Annotated in this window: 10 protein-coding genes and 1 pseudogene; 8 read left to right on the top strand and 3 right to left on the bottom strand. The window is 72.2% G+C overall.

The genetic code is table 11. The features are described 5' to 3' along the window. The first annotated feature begins 4 nt into the window (after positions 1 to 4). From ACZ501_RS32955 to ACZ501_RS32940, 4 genes and pseudogenes are all read left to right on the top strand, one after another. Positions 5 to 946: a ribose-phosphate diphosphokinase gene (locus ACZ501_RS32955; RefSeq protein ID WP_361599389.1), complete on the top strand. Its 942-nt coding sequence runs from the start codon at positions 5 to 7 to the stop codon at positions 944 to 946. A 313-nt stretch (positions 947 to 1,259) separates the two neighbouring features. Further along, positions 1,260 to 5,108 carry an amino acid adenylation domain-containing protein gene (locus ACZ501_RS32950; protein WP_468800266.1) on the top strand — a complete coding sequence of 1,283 codons (3,849 nt, stop codon included), beginning with the start codon at positions 1,260 to 1,262 and terminating at the stop codon, positions 5,106 to 5,108. 239 nt (positions 5,109 to 5,347) lie between these two features. Further along, positions 5,348 to 6,139, top strand: a complete 792-nt coding sequence (locus ACZ501_RS32945) for an AfsR/SARP family transcriptional regulator (RefSeq protein ID WP_361599353.1) — start codon at positions 5,348 to 5,350, stop codon at positions 6,137 to 6,139. Between the two features lie 38 nt (positions 6,140 to 6,177). Then, positions 6,178 to 6,339, top strand: a pseudogene (locus ACZ501_RS32940) (methionine adenosyltransferase); the annotation flags it as partial. A 20-nt stretch (positions 6,340 to 6,359) separates the two neighbouring features. On the opposite strand, the gene ACZ501_RS32935 reads toward ACZ501_RS32940, so the two are convergent. From ACZ501_RS32935 to fabG, 3 genes are read right to left on the bottom strand one after another with little or no spacing between them, the layout of a single operon-like run. After that, complete coding sequence (locus ACZ501_RS32935; protein WP_361599356.1) at positions 6,360 to 7,217, bottom strand: oxidoreductase; 858 nt, start codon at positions 7,215 to 7,217, stop codon at positions 6,360 to 6,362. Then, a complete protein-coding gene (locus ACZ501_RS32930) occupies positions 7,214 to 8,167 on the bottom strand; it encodes an aromatase/cyclase (protein ID WP_362457544.1) in 954 nt (317 codons plus the stop codon). The genes ACZ501_RS32935 and ACZ501_RS32930 overlap by 4 nt, the downstream gene beginning before the upstream one ends. Before the next feature lie 53 nt (positions 8,168 to 8,220). Beyond that, the gene (gene fabG / locus ACZ501_RS32925) at positions 8,221 to 9,018 is read right to left on the bottom strand and encodes a 3-oxoacyl-ACP reductase FabG (RefSeq protein ID WP_362457547.1); all 798 of its coding nucleotides are present in this window, start codon (positions 9,016 to 9,018) and stop codon (positions 8,221 to 8,223) included. A 223-nt stretch (positions 9,019 to 9,241) separates the two neighbouring features. Between fabG and ACZ501_RS32920 the strand changes: the two genes are divergently transcribed. From ACZ501_RS32920 to ACZ501_RS32905, 4 genes are read left to right on the top strand one after another with little or no spacing between them, the layout of a single operon-like run. Further along, entirely contained in the window at positions 9,242 to 10,432 is a 1,191-nt protein-coding gene (locus tag ACZ501_RS32920; RefSeq protein WP_361599365.1) for a DegT/DnrJ/EryC1/StrS family aminotransferase, read from the top strand. Further along, positions 10,429 to 11,700 (top strand): beta-ketoacyl-[acyl-carrier-protein] synthase family protein, encoded by a 1,272-nt coding sequence (locus ACZ501_RS32915; protein ID WP_361599368.1) that lies wholly within the window; start codon positions 10,429 to 10,431, stop codon positions 11,698 to 11,700. Before ACZ501_RS32920 ends, ACZ501_RS32915 begins: the two co-directional genes overlap by 4 nt. Further along, positions 11,697 to 12,968, top strand: a complete 1,272-nt coding sequence (locus tag ACZ501_RS32910; RefSeq protein ID WP_468800265.1) for a ketosynthase chain-length factor — start codon at positions 11,697 to 11,699, stop codon at positions 12,966 to 12,968. The genes ACZ501_RS32915 and ACZ501_RS32910 overlap by 4 nt, the downstream gene beginning before the upstream one ends. Before the next feature lie 23 nt (positions 12,969 to 12,991). Beyond that, the gene (locus ACZ501_RS32905) at positions 12,992 to 13,894 is read left to right on the top strand and encodes an MBL fold metallo-hydrolase (protein ID WP_468800288.1); all 903 of its coding nucleotides are present in this window, start codon (positions 12,992 to 12,994) and stop codon (positions 13,892 to 13,894) included. The last annotated feature ends 198 nt before the right edge of the window (positions 13,895 to 14,092 follow it).

Raw genomic sequence — 14,092 nt, 5'->3', positions numbered from 1 at the left:
ACAGATGCTGCTCTTCTCGGGGCGCGCACACCCCGAGCTGGCCGAGGCAATCGCGGCCGAACTGGGCACGACGCTGGTCCCGACGAAGGCGATCGACTTCGCCAACGGCGAGATCTACGTCCGCTACCACGCCTCCGTGCGCGGCGCGGACTGCTTCGTGGTCCAGAGCCACACGGCGCCGATCAACAAGTCGATCATGGAACAGCTCATCATGATCGACGCGTTGAAGCGGGCCTCGGCCCGCAGCATCACGGTGATCCTGCCGTTCTACGGATACGCGCGCCAGGACCGCAAGCACAGCGGCCGGGAACCCATCTCGGCCCGCCTGGTGGCGGACCTGCTCAAGACCGCCGGCGCGGACCGGATCCTGACGGTCGACCTGCACGCCGACCAGATCCAGGGCTTCTTCGACGGTCCCGTGGACCACCTGTTCGCCATGCCGGTCCTCGCGGACCACATCGGCTCCAAGGTGGACCGCGACGCCCTCACCGTCGTGTCGCCCGACGCCGGCCGCGTGCGCGTGGCCGACGGCTGGTGCGACCGCCTCGGCGCTCCGCTGGCCATCGTCCACAAGCGGCGCGACAAGGACGTGGCCCACCAGGTCACGGCCCACGAGGTGGTCGGTGATGTCCGCGACCGGGTCTGCGTCCTGGTCGACGACATGATCGACACCGGCGGCACGATCTGTGCCGCCGCCGACGCCCTGTTCGCCCAGGGCGCTCGGGACGTCATCGTGGCGGCCACGCACGGGGTGCTCTCCGGCCCCGCGGCGGACCGCCTGAAGAACTCGCGCGTCAGCGAGTTCGTCTTCACGGACACCCTGCCGGTGCCCGCGGCACTGGGCATCGACAAGGTCACCGTCCTGTCGATCGCCCCGCTCATCGCGGGTGCCTCACGCGAGGTGTTCGAGAACGGATCAGTAACCCGGCTCCTGCGGAGCCGGTGATCGCCCGGACGGACGGGCCGACGGGGGCCCGTCCGTCCGTAGGGGGAGGCGGCCGCACGCACCGCGCCGTTCCGGTCTTACCGGGTGGTGAGGCATTGCCCTTGCGCCCCTCAGTTCTTCGGTTCTTCCGGCCGAGCAGTCGCCTCGGCCACTGACGCCCCACCGCTTCCGCGGTGTCCGACCCGAGCGGACACCACCCCCACGCTCGCGGTGAGGCGTTCGTTCACACCGGGCACGCCGGCACGCCGGAACCCGGTCGCGGGGGCGCTCGACCGCGCCCGCTGCTCCACAACGGAACGTAAGGAAGCGGGAAATGACTCTTCAGGAGACCAGCGTGCTCGAGCCCACCCTGCGCGGCACCCACACGTTGCCCGGCCTGCTCGCCCAGCGTGTGGCCGAGCACCCCGAGGCGATCGCCGTCGCCTACCGGGAGGAGAAGCTCACCTTCCGTGAGCTGGCTTCCCGGAGCGCGGCCCTGGCCGAGTACCTGAGACACCTCGGTGTCTCCGCGGACGACTGCGTCGGCCTCTTCGTCGAGCCGTCCATCGACCTGATGGTCGGTGCGTGGGGCATCCTGGGCGCCGGCGCCGCCTACCTGCCGCTGTCCCCGGAGTACCCCGAGGACCGGCTCCGCTACATGATCGAGAACAGCCAGGCGAAGATCATCCTGGCGCAGCAGCGCCTGGTGTCCCGCCTGCGCGAGCTGGCCCCGCAGGACGTCACGGTCGTCACCCTGCGCGACTCCGAGGCGTTCGTCCTCCCCGAGGGCCACGAGCTGCCCGCCGTCGAGGGCGCCCGCCCGGACACCCTCGCGTACGTCATCTACACCTCGGGCAGCACGGGCAAGCCCAAGGGCGTGATGATCGAGCACAGCAGCATCGTCAGCCAGCTCGGCTGGCTGCGGGAGACCTACGGGATCGACCGCAGCAAGGTGATCCTGCAGAAGACCCCGATGAGCTTCGACGCCGCCCAGTGGGAGATCCTCTCCCCGGCCAACGGCGCCACCGTCGTCATGGGCGCCCCGGGCGTCTACGCCGACCCCGAGGGCCTCATCGAGACCATCGTCAAGCACGGCGTGACCACCCTCCAGTGCGTCCCGACCCTGCTCCAGGGCCTGCTCGACACCGAGAAGTTCCAGGAGTGCGTCTCGCTCCAGCAGATCTTCAGCGGCGGCGAGGCCCTCTCCCGCCTGCTGGCGATCCAGACCACGCAGGAGATGCCGGGCCGCGCCCTGATCAACGTCTACGGGCCGACGGAGTGCACCATCAACTCCTCCTCGTTCGTGGTCGACCCGGCCGAGCTGGACGAGGGGCCGCAGTCCATCTCCATCGGCGCCCCGGTGCACGGCACCACCTACCACATCCTCGGCAGGGAGGACCTCAAGCCGGTCGGCGTCGGCGAGATCGGCGAGCTGTACATCGGCGGCGTCCAGCTGGCGCGCGGCTACCTGCACCGCCCCGACCTGACCGCCGACCGTTTCGTGGAGATCCAGCTCGAGGAGGGCGCCGCCCCCACCCGCCTGTACAAGACGGGCGACCTCGGCCAGTGGAACCCGGACGGCACCGTGCAGTTCGCCGGCCGCGCCGACAACCAGGTCAAGCTGCGCGGCTACCGCGTCGAGCTGGACGAGATATCCCTGGCGATCGAGAACCACGACTGGGTCCGCAACGCCGCCGTCATCGTCAAGAACGACGGCCGCACCGGCTTCCAGAACCTGATCGCCTGCGTCGAGCTGAGCGAGAAGGAAGCCGCCCTGATGGACCAGGGCAACCACGGCTCCCACCACGCGTCGAAGAAGAGCAAGCTCCAGGTCAAGGCGCAGCTCTCCAACCCGGGCCTGCGCGACGACAGCGAGCTGGCGGCCCGCCCGGCCTTCGACCTGGAGGGCGCCGAGCCCACCCCCGAGCAGCGCGCCCGGGTCTTCGCCCGCAAGACCTACCGCTTCTACGAGGGCGGCGCGGTCACCGAGGCCGACCTGCTGGGGCTGCTCGGAGCCAAGGTCACCGCTGCCTACTCGCGCAAGGCGGCCGACCTGGCGCCCTCCGAGCTGGGCCAGATCCTGCGCTGGTTCGGCCAGTACGTCAGCGAGGAGCGGCTGCTCCCGAAGTACGGCTACGCCTCGCCGGGCGCCCTGTACGCGACGCAGATGTACTTCGAGCTGGAGGGCGTCGGCGGCCTGCAGCCCGGCTACTACTACTACCAGCCGGTCCGCCACCAGCTCGTCCTCATCAGCGAGAAGGCCGCCACCGGCAAGCCGACCGCGCACGTCCACTTCATCGGCAAGAAGAGCGGCATCGAGCCGGTCTACAAGAACAACATCCAGGAAGTGCTGGAGATCGAGACCGGCCACATCGTCGGCCTCTTCGAGCAGATCCTGCCCTCCTACGGCCTCGACATCCGCGACCTGGCCTTCGAGCCCGCGGTCCGCGACCTGCTGGACGTCGCCGACGAGGACTACTACCTGGGCACCTTCGAGCTGGTCCCGCACGCGGGCGAGCGCGAGGACCACGCCGAGGTCTACGTCCAGACGCACGGCGGCAAGGTCGCGAACCTCCCCGAGGGCCAGTACCGCTACGCCGACGGCAAGCTGACCCGCTTCGCGGACGAGGTCGTCCTCAAGAAGCACGTCATCGCGATCAACCAGTCGGTGTACCAGGCCTCGAGCTTCGGCATCAGCGTGATCAGCCGCGCCCCCGAGGAGTGGATGCACTACGTCACCCTCGGCAAGAAGCTCCAGCACCTGATGATGAACGGCCTGAACCTGGGCTTCATGTCCTCCGGCTACAGCTCCAAGACCGGCAACCCGCTGCCGGCCTCGCGCCGGATCGACTCCGTCCTCCAGGCGAACGGCGTGGAGACCGGCCCGTCGTACTTCTTCGTCGGCGGCCGCATCAGCGACGAGCAGCTCGGCCACGAGGGCATGCGCGAGGACAGCGTCCACATGCGCGGTCCCGCGGAGCTGATCCGCGACGACCTCGTCAGCTTCCTGCCGGACTACATGATCCCGAACCGGGTCGTGGTCTTCGAGCGGCTGCCGCTGTCCGCCAACGGCAAGATCGACGTGAAGGCGCTGGCCGTCTCCGACCAGGTCAACGCCGAGCTGGTGGAGCGTCCCTTCGTCGCCCCGCGCACCGAGACCGAGAAGGAGATCGCGGAGGTCTGGGGCAAGGCCCTGCGCCGCGAGAACGTCTCGGTCCAGGACGACTTCTTCGAGTCGGGCGGCAACTCGCTGATCGCCGTCGGCCTCATCCGCGAGCTCAACTCGCGCCTGGGCGTCTCCCTGCCGCTCCAGACGGTCCTGGAGTCCCCGACCGTCGAGAAGCTCGCCCGCCGCCTGGAGCGCGAGGTCGCCCAGGAGTCCTCGCGCCTGGTGCGCCTGCACGCGGAGACCGGCAAGCAGAAGCCGGTGCTGTGCTGGCCGGGCCTGGGCGGCTACCCGATGAACCTGCGCACGCTGGCCGGCGAGATCGGCCTCGGCCGCTCGTTCTACGGCGTCCAGTCGTACGGCATCAACGAGGGCGAGACCCCGTACGAGACCATCGTCGAGATGGCCAAGGCGGACATCGAGGCCATCAAGGAACTCCAGCCCGTCGGCCCCTACACCCTGTGGGGCTACTCCTTCGGCGCCCGCGTGGCCTTCGAGACCGCCTTCCAGCTGGAGCAGGCGGGCGAGAAGGTGGAGAACCTCTTCCTGATCGCCCCCGGTTCGCCGAAGGTGCGCGCCGAGAACGGCAAGGTGTGGGGCCGTGAGGCCTCCTTCGCCAACCGCGCCTACACGACGATCCTCTTCTCGGTGTTCACCGGCACCATCTCCGGCCCCGACCTGGAGAAGTGCCTGGAGACCGTGACGGACGAGGCGTCCTTCGCCGAGTTCATCAGCGAGCTCAAGGGCATCGACGTGGACCTCGCCAAGCGGATCATCTCGGTCGTGGGCCAGACCTACGAATTCGAGTACTCGTTCCGCGAGCTGGCCGAGCGCACCCTCCAGGCGCCGATCAGCATCTTCAAGGCCGAGGGCGACGACTACTCGTTCCTCGAGAACAGCAGCGGCTACTCGGCCGAGCCGCCGACGGTCATCGACCTCGACGCCGACCACTACAGCCTGCTGCGCGAGGACATCGGCGAGCTGGTCAAGCACATCCGCTACCTCCTCGGTGAGTAACGGAAAGCCGGTCGAATGACGACGGCCGTCCCGCCGGAGAAATCCGGCGGGACGGCCGTCTTTTCGCTTTCCCCGGACGGCGGGGGAAGAACCGGCCAGGAGGCGGCTCAATTCTGACGGAGATTGACCGCGTTCTGACGTACCGCCGGTTGACGTGCCCATTCGGCGCGCAAGAGACTTTCGGTCGTGGCGGGCGCCCGCCGTTGTCGCCGAATTCCGCTGATGAGGAGTCATCTTCCATGCGATTCAATCTCATCGGCCCCTTTGAAATCGTCACCGACGACGGCAGGACCTACCAGCCCGGAACGCCGAAGGTGTGCCAGACGCTCGCACTGCTGCTCACCCGGCCCGGGGAGATCGTCACGGCCGAGGCCCTCATCCGGGAGCTGTGGGGCGAGACCCCGCCGCGCAGCGCCGTCACCACGCTCCAGACGTACGTCTACCACGCCCGCCGGATGTTCACGCAGGAGCGGCTGGCGCCGGCCGACCGCTGCCTGATCGTCACCAGCCCGCCCGGCTACGCGATGCAGGTCGACGAATCCGAGGTCGACATCAGGGTCTTCGAGCGGCTCGTCACCCGCGCCCGCCACGAACTCGCCGAGGACGAGCCGGCCCGGGCCCTGCGCACCGTCCGCCAGGCACTCGACCTGTGGCGGGGGCCGGCCCTGTCGAACTTCCCGGCCGGCGACGTCCTCGCCGGACACGTCGTGCACCTCGAGGAGCTGCGCATCAGGGCCTTCGAGACCCGCATCGAGGCGCAGGGGCGCCTCGGCCGGTACCGCGAGTCCATCCCCGAGCTGCGCAAGCTCATCAACGACTACCCGCTCAACGAGTGGTTCCACAGCCGGCTCATCGCGGCGCTCGGCGCCGCCGGCCGCCGTGCGGAGGCCCTGCAGGCCTACCAGAAGGTCCGGCGCCTCCTCGCGGACGAACTGGGCCTGGAGCCGTCCCCGGAGCTCAGACAGCTCCAGGTGGGCCTGCTCAGCCCGGCCTCCCGCCGGGAACCGGCCGCGGAGCGCGCCGCGGTCTGAGGACCCGCCGGCCGGGCTCCCGCCCGGCCCGTGCACACGCCGGTCGAGCGGGCTTCGACGGCGCCTCCTGCGGTGTGTCGGTGTCCATCGGGGCGCAGTCCCCGGACATCGCGCAGGGCGTGGACACGGCCTACGAGCAGCGCGTCGAGGGGGAGGGTGACGAGCTCGACCGGCAGGGCGCGGGCGACCAGGGGCTGATGGGGCCGCCGGCCTGTAGGGGTCACGGCCCGGGCCGCGGCGGGAAGTCCGTCGTCCGGGCCAGCGGGTCCCACTCCTCCCAGGCGGCGAGGCGCTCGCGCAGGACGGCCGGGGCCCGGTCGGCCGCGCCGGCGCCCAGCAGCACGCGCAGCGGCGGCTCCTCCGCCTCGAGCAGGCGCAGCAGCGCCACGCCGGCCCGGCGCGGGTCCCCGGGCTGGAGGTGCGCGAAGGCCCCCGACAGGCCGTGCCGGCGCTGCGCGAGGACGGAGTCGTACGCGGGCATCGGCGCGGCCCGCACCATCGAACCCCCGCTCCAGTCGGTGCGGAACTCGCCGGCCTCCACCAGGGTGACCTTGATGCCGAAGCCCGCGACCTCCTGGGCCAGGGTCTCCCCGACCGCCTCCAGGGCCCATTTGCTGGCGCAGTACACGCCCAGGTTCGGGTAGGTGGTCACGCCCGCGATGCTGGACATCTGGAGCAGGTGGCCGCTGCCCTGGCGGCGCATCAGCGGCAGCACGGCCTGCGACATCCACAGCGCGCCGAAGAAGTTCACCTCGAACTGGTCGCGCACCTGCCGCTCGTCGACCTCCTCGACGGCCCCGGCCAGCCCGTAGCCCGCGTTGTTCAGCAGGACGTCGATGCGCCCGGCCCGCTCGCCGGCCTCGGCCACGGTGGCGAACACCGCCGAGCGGTCGGTGACGTCCAGGGCCATCGGCAGGACCCGGTCGCCGAAGCGCCGGACGAGGCCGTCGAGCGTCTCGGCGCGGCGGGCCGTGGCGACGACCGTGTCACCCGATTCGAGGACGACCTCGGCGACGGCCCGCCCCAGGCCCCGCGAGGCGCCCGTGACCAGCCAGACCCGAGGCGTCCCCTCGGTCATGCGCGGGCCCGCTGCTCGGCGAAGGCCTTGGCGTGGTGGAGGGTGGCGGTGCTGTTGGTGCTGAGGGCGGTCCGCACGTACTCCTTGGCGTCCTCGACCGTGGCCCCGGGGCCCAGCACCCGGGCGATGTTGTCGGTGTTGAGGGTGACCGTGTGCTGGGAGGAGGCGAGGACGCCGCCCTCCCCGTCCTCGGCGAAGGTCCAGTAACCGGTGTGCAGGCTCATCAGCGCCGGCAGGGTCGTCTGCTTGTAGGCGATCTTCTCGTGCGGGAAGGTCACCCGGTAGGACCTGGTGGTGTGGACCGAGCCGTCCTTGGCGCGGGTGTCCATCTCCAGCTCCTGGAGGCCCGGGGTGTCCTCGGTGAGGCGTACGACCGCCACGTGCGGCAGCCGCTCGGGCCACCGGTCCGCCTCGTTGACGAAGTCGAAGACGTCCTTGGCGGAGCCGTCGACGCGCACCGTGTCCTCGAAGGAGAAGGTGAGGTCCTCGGTGGCGTGGGCGTGCTCGACGTTGGCCTTGAGCGCGGCGAGCTCCGAGCGCGAGTTGCGGTCGACGGCCTGGTCTATCCACAGCAGGCTCGCCGGGTCGTCGCCCACCGCCCGGTAGTCGTGCAGCAGCCGCACCCGCGACTCGGACCGCGACACCGGCTCGATGATCCAGGTGCCGCCCATGGCGGCCACCGGCGGCGCGGGGATCTCCTGGCGGAAGGTGATGGTGAGCCGCTCCGGGTCCAGGGTGCGCCGCGAGGTCCAGTTCTTGGGCTCGCCGTTGGCGATCGCCCAGATCTGGATGCGCTCCTCGTTGCCGCCCTGCGGGACGTGGTCCACGTAGAGGGTCGGGGGGAAGATCCGCGGCCAGTTCCGGACCTCGGCGATCAACCGGTACACGGCGGCGGCCGGGGCCGAGACGGTGATCTCGTGCTCCACTTCGCGCAGGCCCTGCTGCGGCATGGTCTTGCTCCTCGGGTTCGGGGGTCGTGAGGGGACGCGCGGGGACGGGGGACTCAGAAGTTCCCGAGACCGCCGCAGACGTTGAGGGCCTGGGAGGTGATCGAGGCGGCCGTGTCGGAGGCCAGGTAGCCCACGAGCCCGGCGACCTCCTGCGGCGTGGAGTAGCGGCCGAGGGGGATCTTGGCCTGGAACTTCTCCAGCACGGCCTCCTCGGTGGTGTCGTACGCGGCCGCGTAGCCCTGGCGGACGCGCTCGGCCATCGGGGTCTCCACGTAGCCGGGGCAGACGGCGTTGACGGTGATGCCGGTCGGGGCGAGCTCGTTGCCCAGCGCCTTGGTGAAGCCGACCACGCCGTGCTTGGACGCGGAGTAGGGGGCGCCCAGGACCACGCCCTGCTTGCCCGCGGTGGAGGCGATGTTGATGATGCGGCCGCGGTTCTTGGCGCGCAGGCCGCCGGTGTTCAGGGCTTCGCGGGTGACCCGGAAGACACTGGTGAGGTTGGTCTCGATGACGTCGTTCCACAGCTCGTCGGCGATGTCGGCGGTGACGCCGCCGCCCGACCGGCCGGCGTTGTTGACCACCACGTCGAGGGTGCCGAACCGCTGCACGGCGGCCTCGATCCAGGCCCGTACGCCCTCCCCGCTGCGGACGTCCACGCTCGCGCCGTCGACCTCCAGGCCCTCGGCGGTGAGCTCCTTCACCGTCCGGGCGACGTTGTCCGCGTCGCGGGCGCCGATGAAGACGCGGTGGCCCGAGGAGGCCAGGGTGCGGGCCACTTCCAGGCCGATACCGCTGGTCGCGCCCGTGACAACGGCAACACGCTTGGTCTGGTCCTGGTCCTGGTCCGGCATGTGAACTCCTCGGCGGTTTTCGACGGGTGACGCACGCGGAGACTCCGCCACCTCGGTGGAGGGGTGCTCGAAGGGCTCTCGGACCGGGCCGGGCCACCCCGTCGGCGCAGCGCCGCCACCTGCCCCGGACGGCGGTCCGCCGGTACGGGGACCACCGGGCCTCCATCGGGCGTCGAGCGGCCGTCCACAAGCTCGGACGGACACCCGCACGTGAGAGGCGACCATGATCAACCTGTTTCAGCCCCAGGTCGGAGCGGAGGAACTCGACGCGGTCGCCGGGGTGTTCCACGACCGGCGGCTCGGCAGCGGACGGCGGACCAGGGCCTTCGAGGCGGCCTTCGCCGAACACCTGGGGATCCCCGCCGACCACGTCGTCTTCACCAGCTCCGGCACCTCCGCCCTGCACCTGGCCTTCGAGACCCTCGGCCTCCAGGACGGCGACGAGGTCGTGCTGCCGTCCATCGGCCTGCCCCCCACCGCCGAGGCCATCGCCGCCCGCGGCGGGCGCCCCGTCTTCTGCGACGTCGACCGCCGCACGCTCAACCCGTCCCTGGAGGACATCGAGGCCGCCCTCACCGAGCGCACCCGGGCCGTCCTGCTGCTGCACTACGGCGGCCGCACCGGCGACGTCGTCCGCATCGCCGCGCGCTGCCGCGAACTGGGCGTCCTGCTCATCGAAGACGGCGCCTGCTCAGTGGCCTCCCGCGTCGACGGCGTGCCCGCCGGCACCTTCGGCGACCTCGCCGTCTGGAGCTTCGACCCCGGCCGGGTCATCGTCACCGGCGACGGCGGCATGGTGTACGCCAAGGACCCCGAGCGCGCCGCCCGGACCAGGCTCCTCGCGCACCGCGGCCTCGTACGGGCCACCAGCTTCGGCCACACCACCCCCGCCGGCGGGGGCGAGCCCGACCTGCCCGAGTACGGGCGCGGCATCGTCGGCAACGACCTGACCGCCGCCATCGGCCACGTACAGCTGCGCCGCCTCCCCGAGATGGTGGAGCGGCGCACCCGGATCGCCGAGCGCTACGACCGGGAGCTGGCCGGGACCGAGGGGCTGCTGACGCCCCCGCCGCTGCCCGAGGGCCAGGACACCACCCACTGCCTGTACTGGGTGCAGCTGGACCCCGCCATCAAGGACAAGGTCGTCGCCGACCTGCTCGCCGAGGAGATCTACACCACCTCCCACTACGCCCCCCTGCACCGGGTCCGGGTCCAGGACCCCGCCGAGGACGCCCCGGCGGCCCGGCTCCCCGCCTGCGACTGGGCCGTCGACCGCACCGTGCGCCTGCCCCTGCACCCCGGCCTCAGCGACGAGGACGTGGCCGCCGTCATCGGCTCCCTGCGCCGCGCGGTCCGGTCGCGGCTCGCCGAAGCCAGCACAGAAGAAGGACTCACCGTGAAGGACACCCCATGAACCGACGCGTCGTCATCACCGGGATCGGCGTGGTCGCACCCGGGGGAGTGGGCACCGGGGAGTACTGGGCCCGGCTCACCTCCGGCCGGACCGCGACCCGTGCCATCAGCCTCTTCGACGCCACGGGCTTCCGCTCCCGCATCGCGGCCGAGGTGGACTTCGACCCGCTCGCCCACGGCTTCACCCCCGAGGACGCGGCCCGCCTGGACCGGGCCGCGCAGTTCGCGCTGGTCAGCGCCGACGAGGCGGTGCGCGACAGCGGCCTCGACACGGCGGCCCTGGACCCGGCGCGCACCGGTGTCACCCTCGGCAGCGCGGTGGGCTGCACCACCGGCCTCGACACCGAGTACAACGCGGTGAGCAAGGGCGGCTCCACCTGGGAGGTCGACCACACCCTCGCCGTGCCGCACCTGTTCGACTACTTCGTGCCCAGCTCGATGGCGGCCGAGGTGGCCTGGCGGGTCGGCGCCCAGGGGCCCGTCTCCATGGTCTCCACCGGCTGCACCTCCGGACTGGACTCCATCGGCCACGCCGTGGAGCTGATCCGCGAGGGCAGCGCCGACGTGATGGTCACCGGCGCCACCGAAGCCCCCATCTCCCCGATCACCGTCGCCTGCTTCGACGCCATCAAGGCCACCTCGCCGAGCAACGACGACCCCGCGACCGCCTCCCGGCCCTTCGACGCCACCCGCAACGGGTTCGTCCTCGGCGAGGGCTCGGCCGTCCTCGTCCTGGAGGAGCTGGAGAGCGCCCGGCGCCGCGGCGCCCACGTGTACGCGGAGATCGCCGGCTTCGCCAGCCGCGGCAACGCCTACCACATGACCGGACTGCGCGCCGAGGGCCGCGAGATGGCCGAGGCCATCACCGTCGCCCTCGACGAGGCCCGCCTCGACCCGGGCGCCGTCGACTACGTCAACGCCCACGGCTCCGGCACCAAGCAGAACGACCGGCACGAGACCGCCGCCTTCAAGCGCGCCCTCGGACAGCGCGCCTACGAGGTCCCGGTCAGCTCCATCAAGTCGATGATCGGCCACTCCCTGGGCGCCATCGGCTCCCTGGAGGTGGCCGCGAGCGCCCTGGCCATCGAGCACAACACGGTCCCCCCGACCGCGAACCTGCGCACCCCCGACCCGAGCTGCGACCTGGACTACATCCCGCTGACCGCCCGCGAGCACCGCACCGACGCCGTGCTCAGCGTCGGCAGCGGCTTCGGCGGCTTCCAGAGCGCCATGATCCTGACCCGCCCGCGTCTGGGAGATGCCGCATGACCACGGACACCGTCACCGCGCCCGCCCCCGCTCCCGCCATGTCGGCCGGGGCGGCCTCCGCCGACCCGGTCGTCACCGGAATCGGCGTCGCCGCCCCCAACGGCCTGGGCACCGGGGCCTGGTGGGCCGCCGTCCTGCGCGGCGAGAACGGCATCCGCCCCCTCACCCGCTTCGACGCCTCCCCGTACCCCGTCGGGCTGGCCGGCGAGGTCCCCGGCTTCGACGCCGCCGAGCACCTGCCCGGCCGGCTGCTGCCGCAGACCGACCAGGTGACCCGGCTCGCCCTCACCGCGGCCGACGAGGCGCTCAACGACGCCGGCGTGGACCCGGCACAGCTGCCCGACTACGCGGCGGGCGTGATCACCGCCAGCTCCGCGGGCGGCTACGAGTTCGGCCAGCGGGAGCTCCAGGCCCTGTGGAGCAAGGGCGGCCAGTACGTCAGCGCGTACCAGTCCTTCGCCTGGTTCTACGCCGTCAACAGCGGCCAGATCTCCATCAGGAACGGCATGCGCGGCCCCAACAGCGTGCTCGTCAGCGAGCAGGCCGGCGGGCTCGACGCGGTCGCCCAGGCCCGCCGCCAGATCCGCAAGGGCATCCGGCTGGTCGTCACCGGCGGCATGGACTCCTCCCTCTGCCCCTGGGGCTGGGCCGCCCACCTGGCCACCGGCGAGCTGAGCACCGCCGAGGACCCGGCCCGCGCCTACCTGCCCTTCTCCGCCGACGCCGGCGGGCACGTGGTCGGCGAGGGCGGTGCGCTGCTCGTCCTGGAGGACGCGGCCGCCGCCCGGGAGCGGGGCGCCGACGTGTACGGCACCGTCGCCGGCTACGCCGCCACCTTCGACCCGCCGCCCGGCTCCGGCGGAGCCCCGCGCCTCGGCGACGCCGCCGCGCTGGCCCTGCGCGAGGCCGGGCTCGCCCCCGCCGACGTCGACGTCGTCTTCGCCGACGCGGCCGGCCGCCGCGCCGCCGACCGGGACGAGGCCCGGGCCATCGCGGACCTCTTCGGGGAGTACGCGGTCCCGGTGACCGCCCCCAAGACCATGACGGGCCGGCTCGCCGCGGGCGGCTCCTCCCTCGACCTGGCCGCCGCCCTGCTCTCCCTGCGGGACGGGGTGATCCCGCCGACCGTCCACACCGGGCCGCCCGCCGGGGACTGCCCGATCGACCTGGTGACCGAGGTCCGTACGCCCGGGCGGATGCGCACGGCCCTGGTCCTCGCGCGCGGCCGGGGCGGCTTCAACGCGGCCCTGGTGGTCCGGGGCCGGTGACCGGCCCCGCCGCGGCCCCCCGGATGCGGGAGGTGGCCGAGCACGTGTACGCGTACGTCCAGCCGGACGGCGGCTGGTGCCTCAACAACGCGGGCCTGGTCACCGGCGGCCGCGGCGCGGGCGGCGAGCCCGCGCTGATCGACACGGCCGCCACCGAGGCGCGGGCGAGGGCGCTGAAGGAGGCCGTCGCACGGGTCACCCCCGAGGCCCCGCGCTTCGTGGTCAACACCCACGCGCACGGCGACCACACCTTCGGCAACCGGTTCTTCGCCGACCGGGCGCTGGTCGTCGCGCACGAGAGGACCCGGGAGGAGATGGCCCTCGCCGGGCTGCACCTGACCGGCCTGTGGCCGGACGTCCCCTGGGGCGAGGTCCGCGTGGAGCTGCCCGGGCTGACCTTCCGCGACGCGCTCACCCTGGCCGTGGGGGACACCCGGGCCGAGCTGCTGCACCCGGGCACCGCCGCGCACACCGCCGGCGACACCGTGGTGTGGCTGCCCGAGCAGCGGGTCCTGTTCACCGGGGACGTCGTGATGTCCGGAGCCACACCGTTCTGCCTGTCCGGCTCGGTCGCCGGCTCGCTCGCCGCCGTCGAGGCGCTGCGCGCCCTCGGCCCGCGCACCGTCGTCGCCGGGCACGGCCCGGTCGGCGGCCCCGAGCTCCTCGACACCACCGCCGGGTACCTGCGCCACGTACAGCGGCTGGCCGCCGAGGGCATCGCGGCCGGACTGACCCCGCTGGAGACCGCGCACGAGGCGGACCTCGGGCCCTACGCGGAGCTCCTCGACAGCGAGCGCCTGGTCCCCAACCTGCACCGCGCCTACGCGGAGGCGGCGGGAGCACCGCCGGGCCGGCCGCTCGACATCGAGGGGATGTTCCGCGAGATGGTCGCCTTCCACGGCGGCCTGCCCGCCTGCTCGGCCTGAACGGGCAGGCCGTTGACGGCGTTAACGGCGTTAACGGTCCCTGCCGTTCTGTGGGTTGGCGGCGTTAACGGCGTTAACGGCGTTAACGGTATCTGCCGTCCTGAGGGGTGGCGGCGTTAACGGCGTTAACGGTCGGGCGGCGCGGGCGGGCGGTCGGTGCGGCCGGATCCAGTGCCCTTCCAAGGGGCCTCAACCGGA

It is taken from the genome of Streptomyces sp. NPDC034085 (assembly GCF_055575555.1).
Note: the sequence above shows the minus strand (reverse complement) of the source record. Positions and strands in the feature narration are given on the sequence as shown.

Bases quoted from the DNA above. Each gene is read 5' to 3' on its own strand.
- ACZ501_RS32950 (WP_468800266.1), top strand. From the start codon at position 1,260: ATGACTCTTCAGGAGACCAGCGTGCTCGAGCCCACCCTGCGCGGCACC.
- ACZ501_RS32945 (WP_361599353.1), top strand. From the start codon at position 5,348: ATGCGATTCAATCTCATCGGCCCCTTTGAAATCGTCACCGACGACGGC.
- ACZ501_RS32905 (WP_468800288.1), top strand. From the start codon at position 12,992: ATGCGGGAGGTGGCCGAGCACGTGTACGCGTACGTCCAGCCGGACGGC.
- ACZ501_RS32930 (WP_362457544.1), bottom strand. From the start codon at position 8,167: ATGCCGCAGCAGGGCCTGCGCGAAGTGGAGCACGAGATCACCGTCTCG.
- ACZ501_RS32910 (WP_468800265.1), top strand. From the start codon at position 11,697: ATGACCACGGACACCGTCACCGCGCCCGCCCCCGCTCCCGCCATGTCG.
- ACZ501_RS32935 (WP_361599356.1), bottom strand. From the start codon at position 7,217: ATGACCGAGGGGACGCCTCGGGTCTGGCTGGTCACGGGCGCCTCGCGG.
- ACZ501_RS32915 (WP_361599368.1), top strand. From the start codon at position 10,429: ATGAACCGACGCGTCGTCATCACCGGGATCGGCGTGGTCGCACCCGGG.
- ACZ501_RS32955 (WP_361599389.1), top strand. From the start codon at position 5: ATGCTGCTCTTCTCGGGGCGCGCACACCCCGAGCTGGCCGAGGCAATC.
- fabG (WP_362457547.1), bottom strand. From the start codon at position 9,018: ATGCCGGACCAGGACCAGGACCAGACCAAGCGTGTTGCCGTTGTCACG.
- ACZ501_RS32920 (WP_361599365.1), top strand. From the start codon at position 9,242: ATGATCAACCTGTTTCAGCCCCAGGTCGGAGCGGAGGAACTCGACGCG.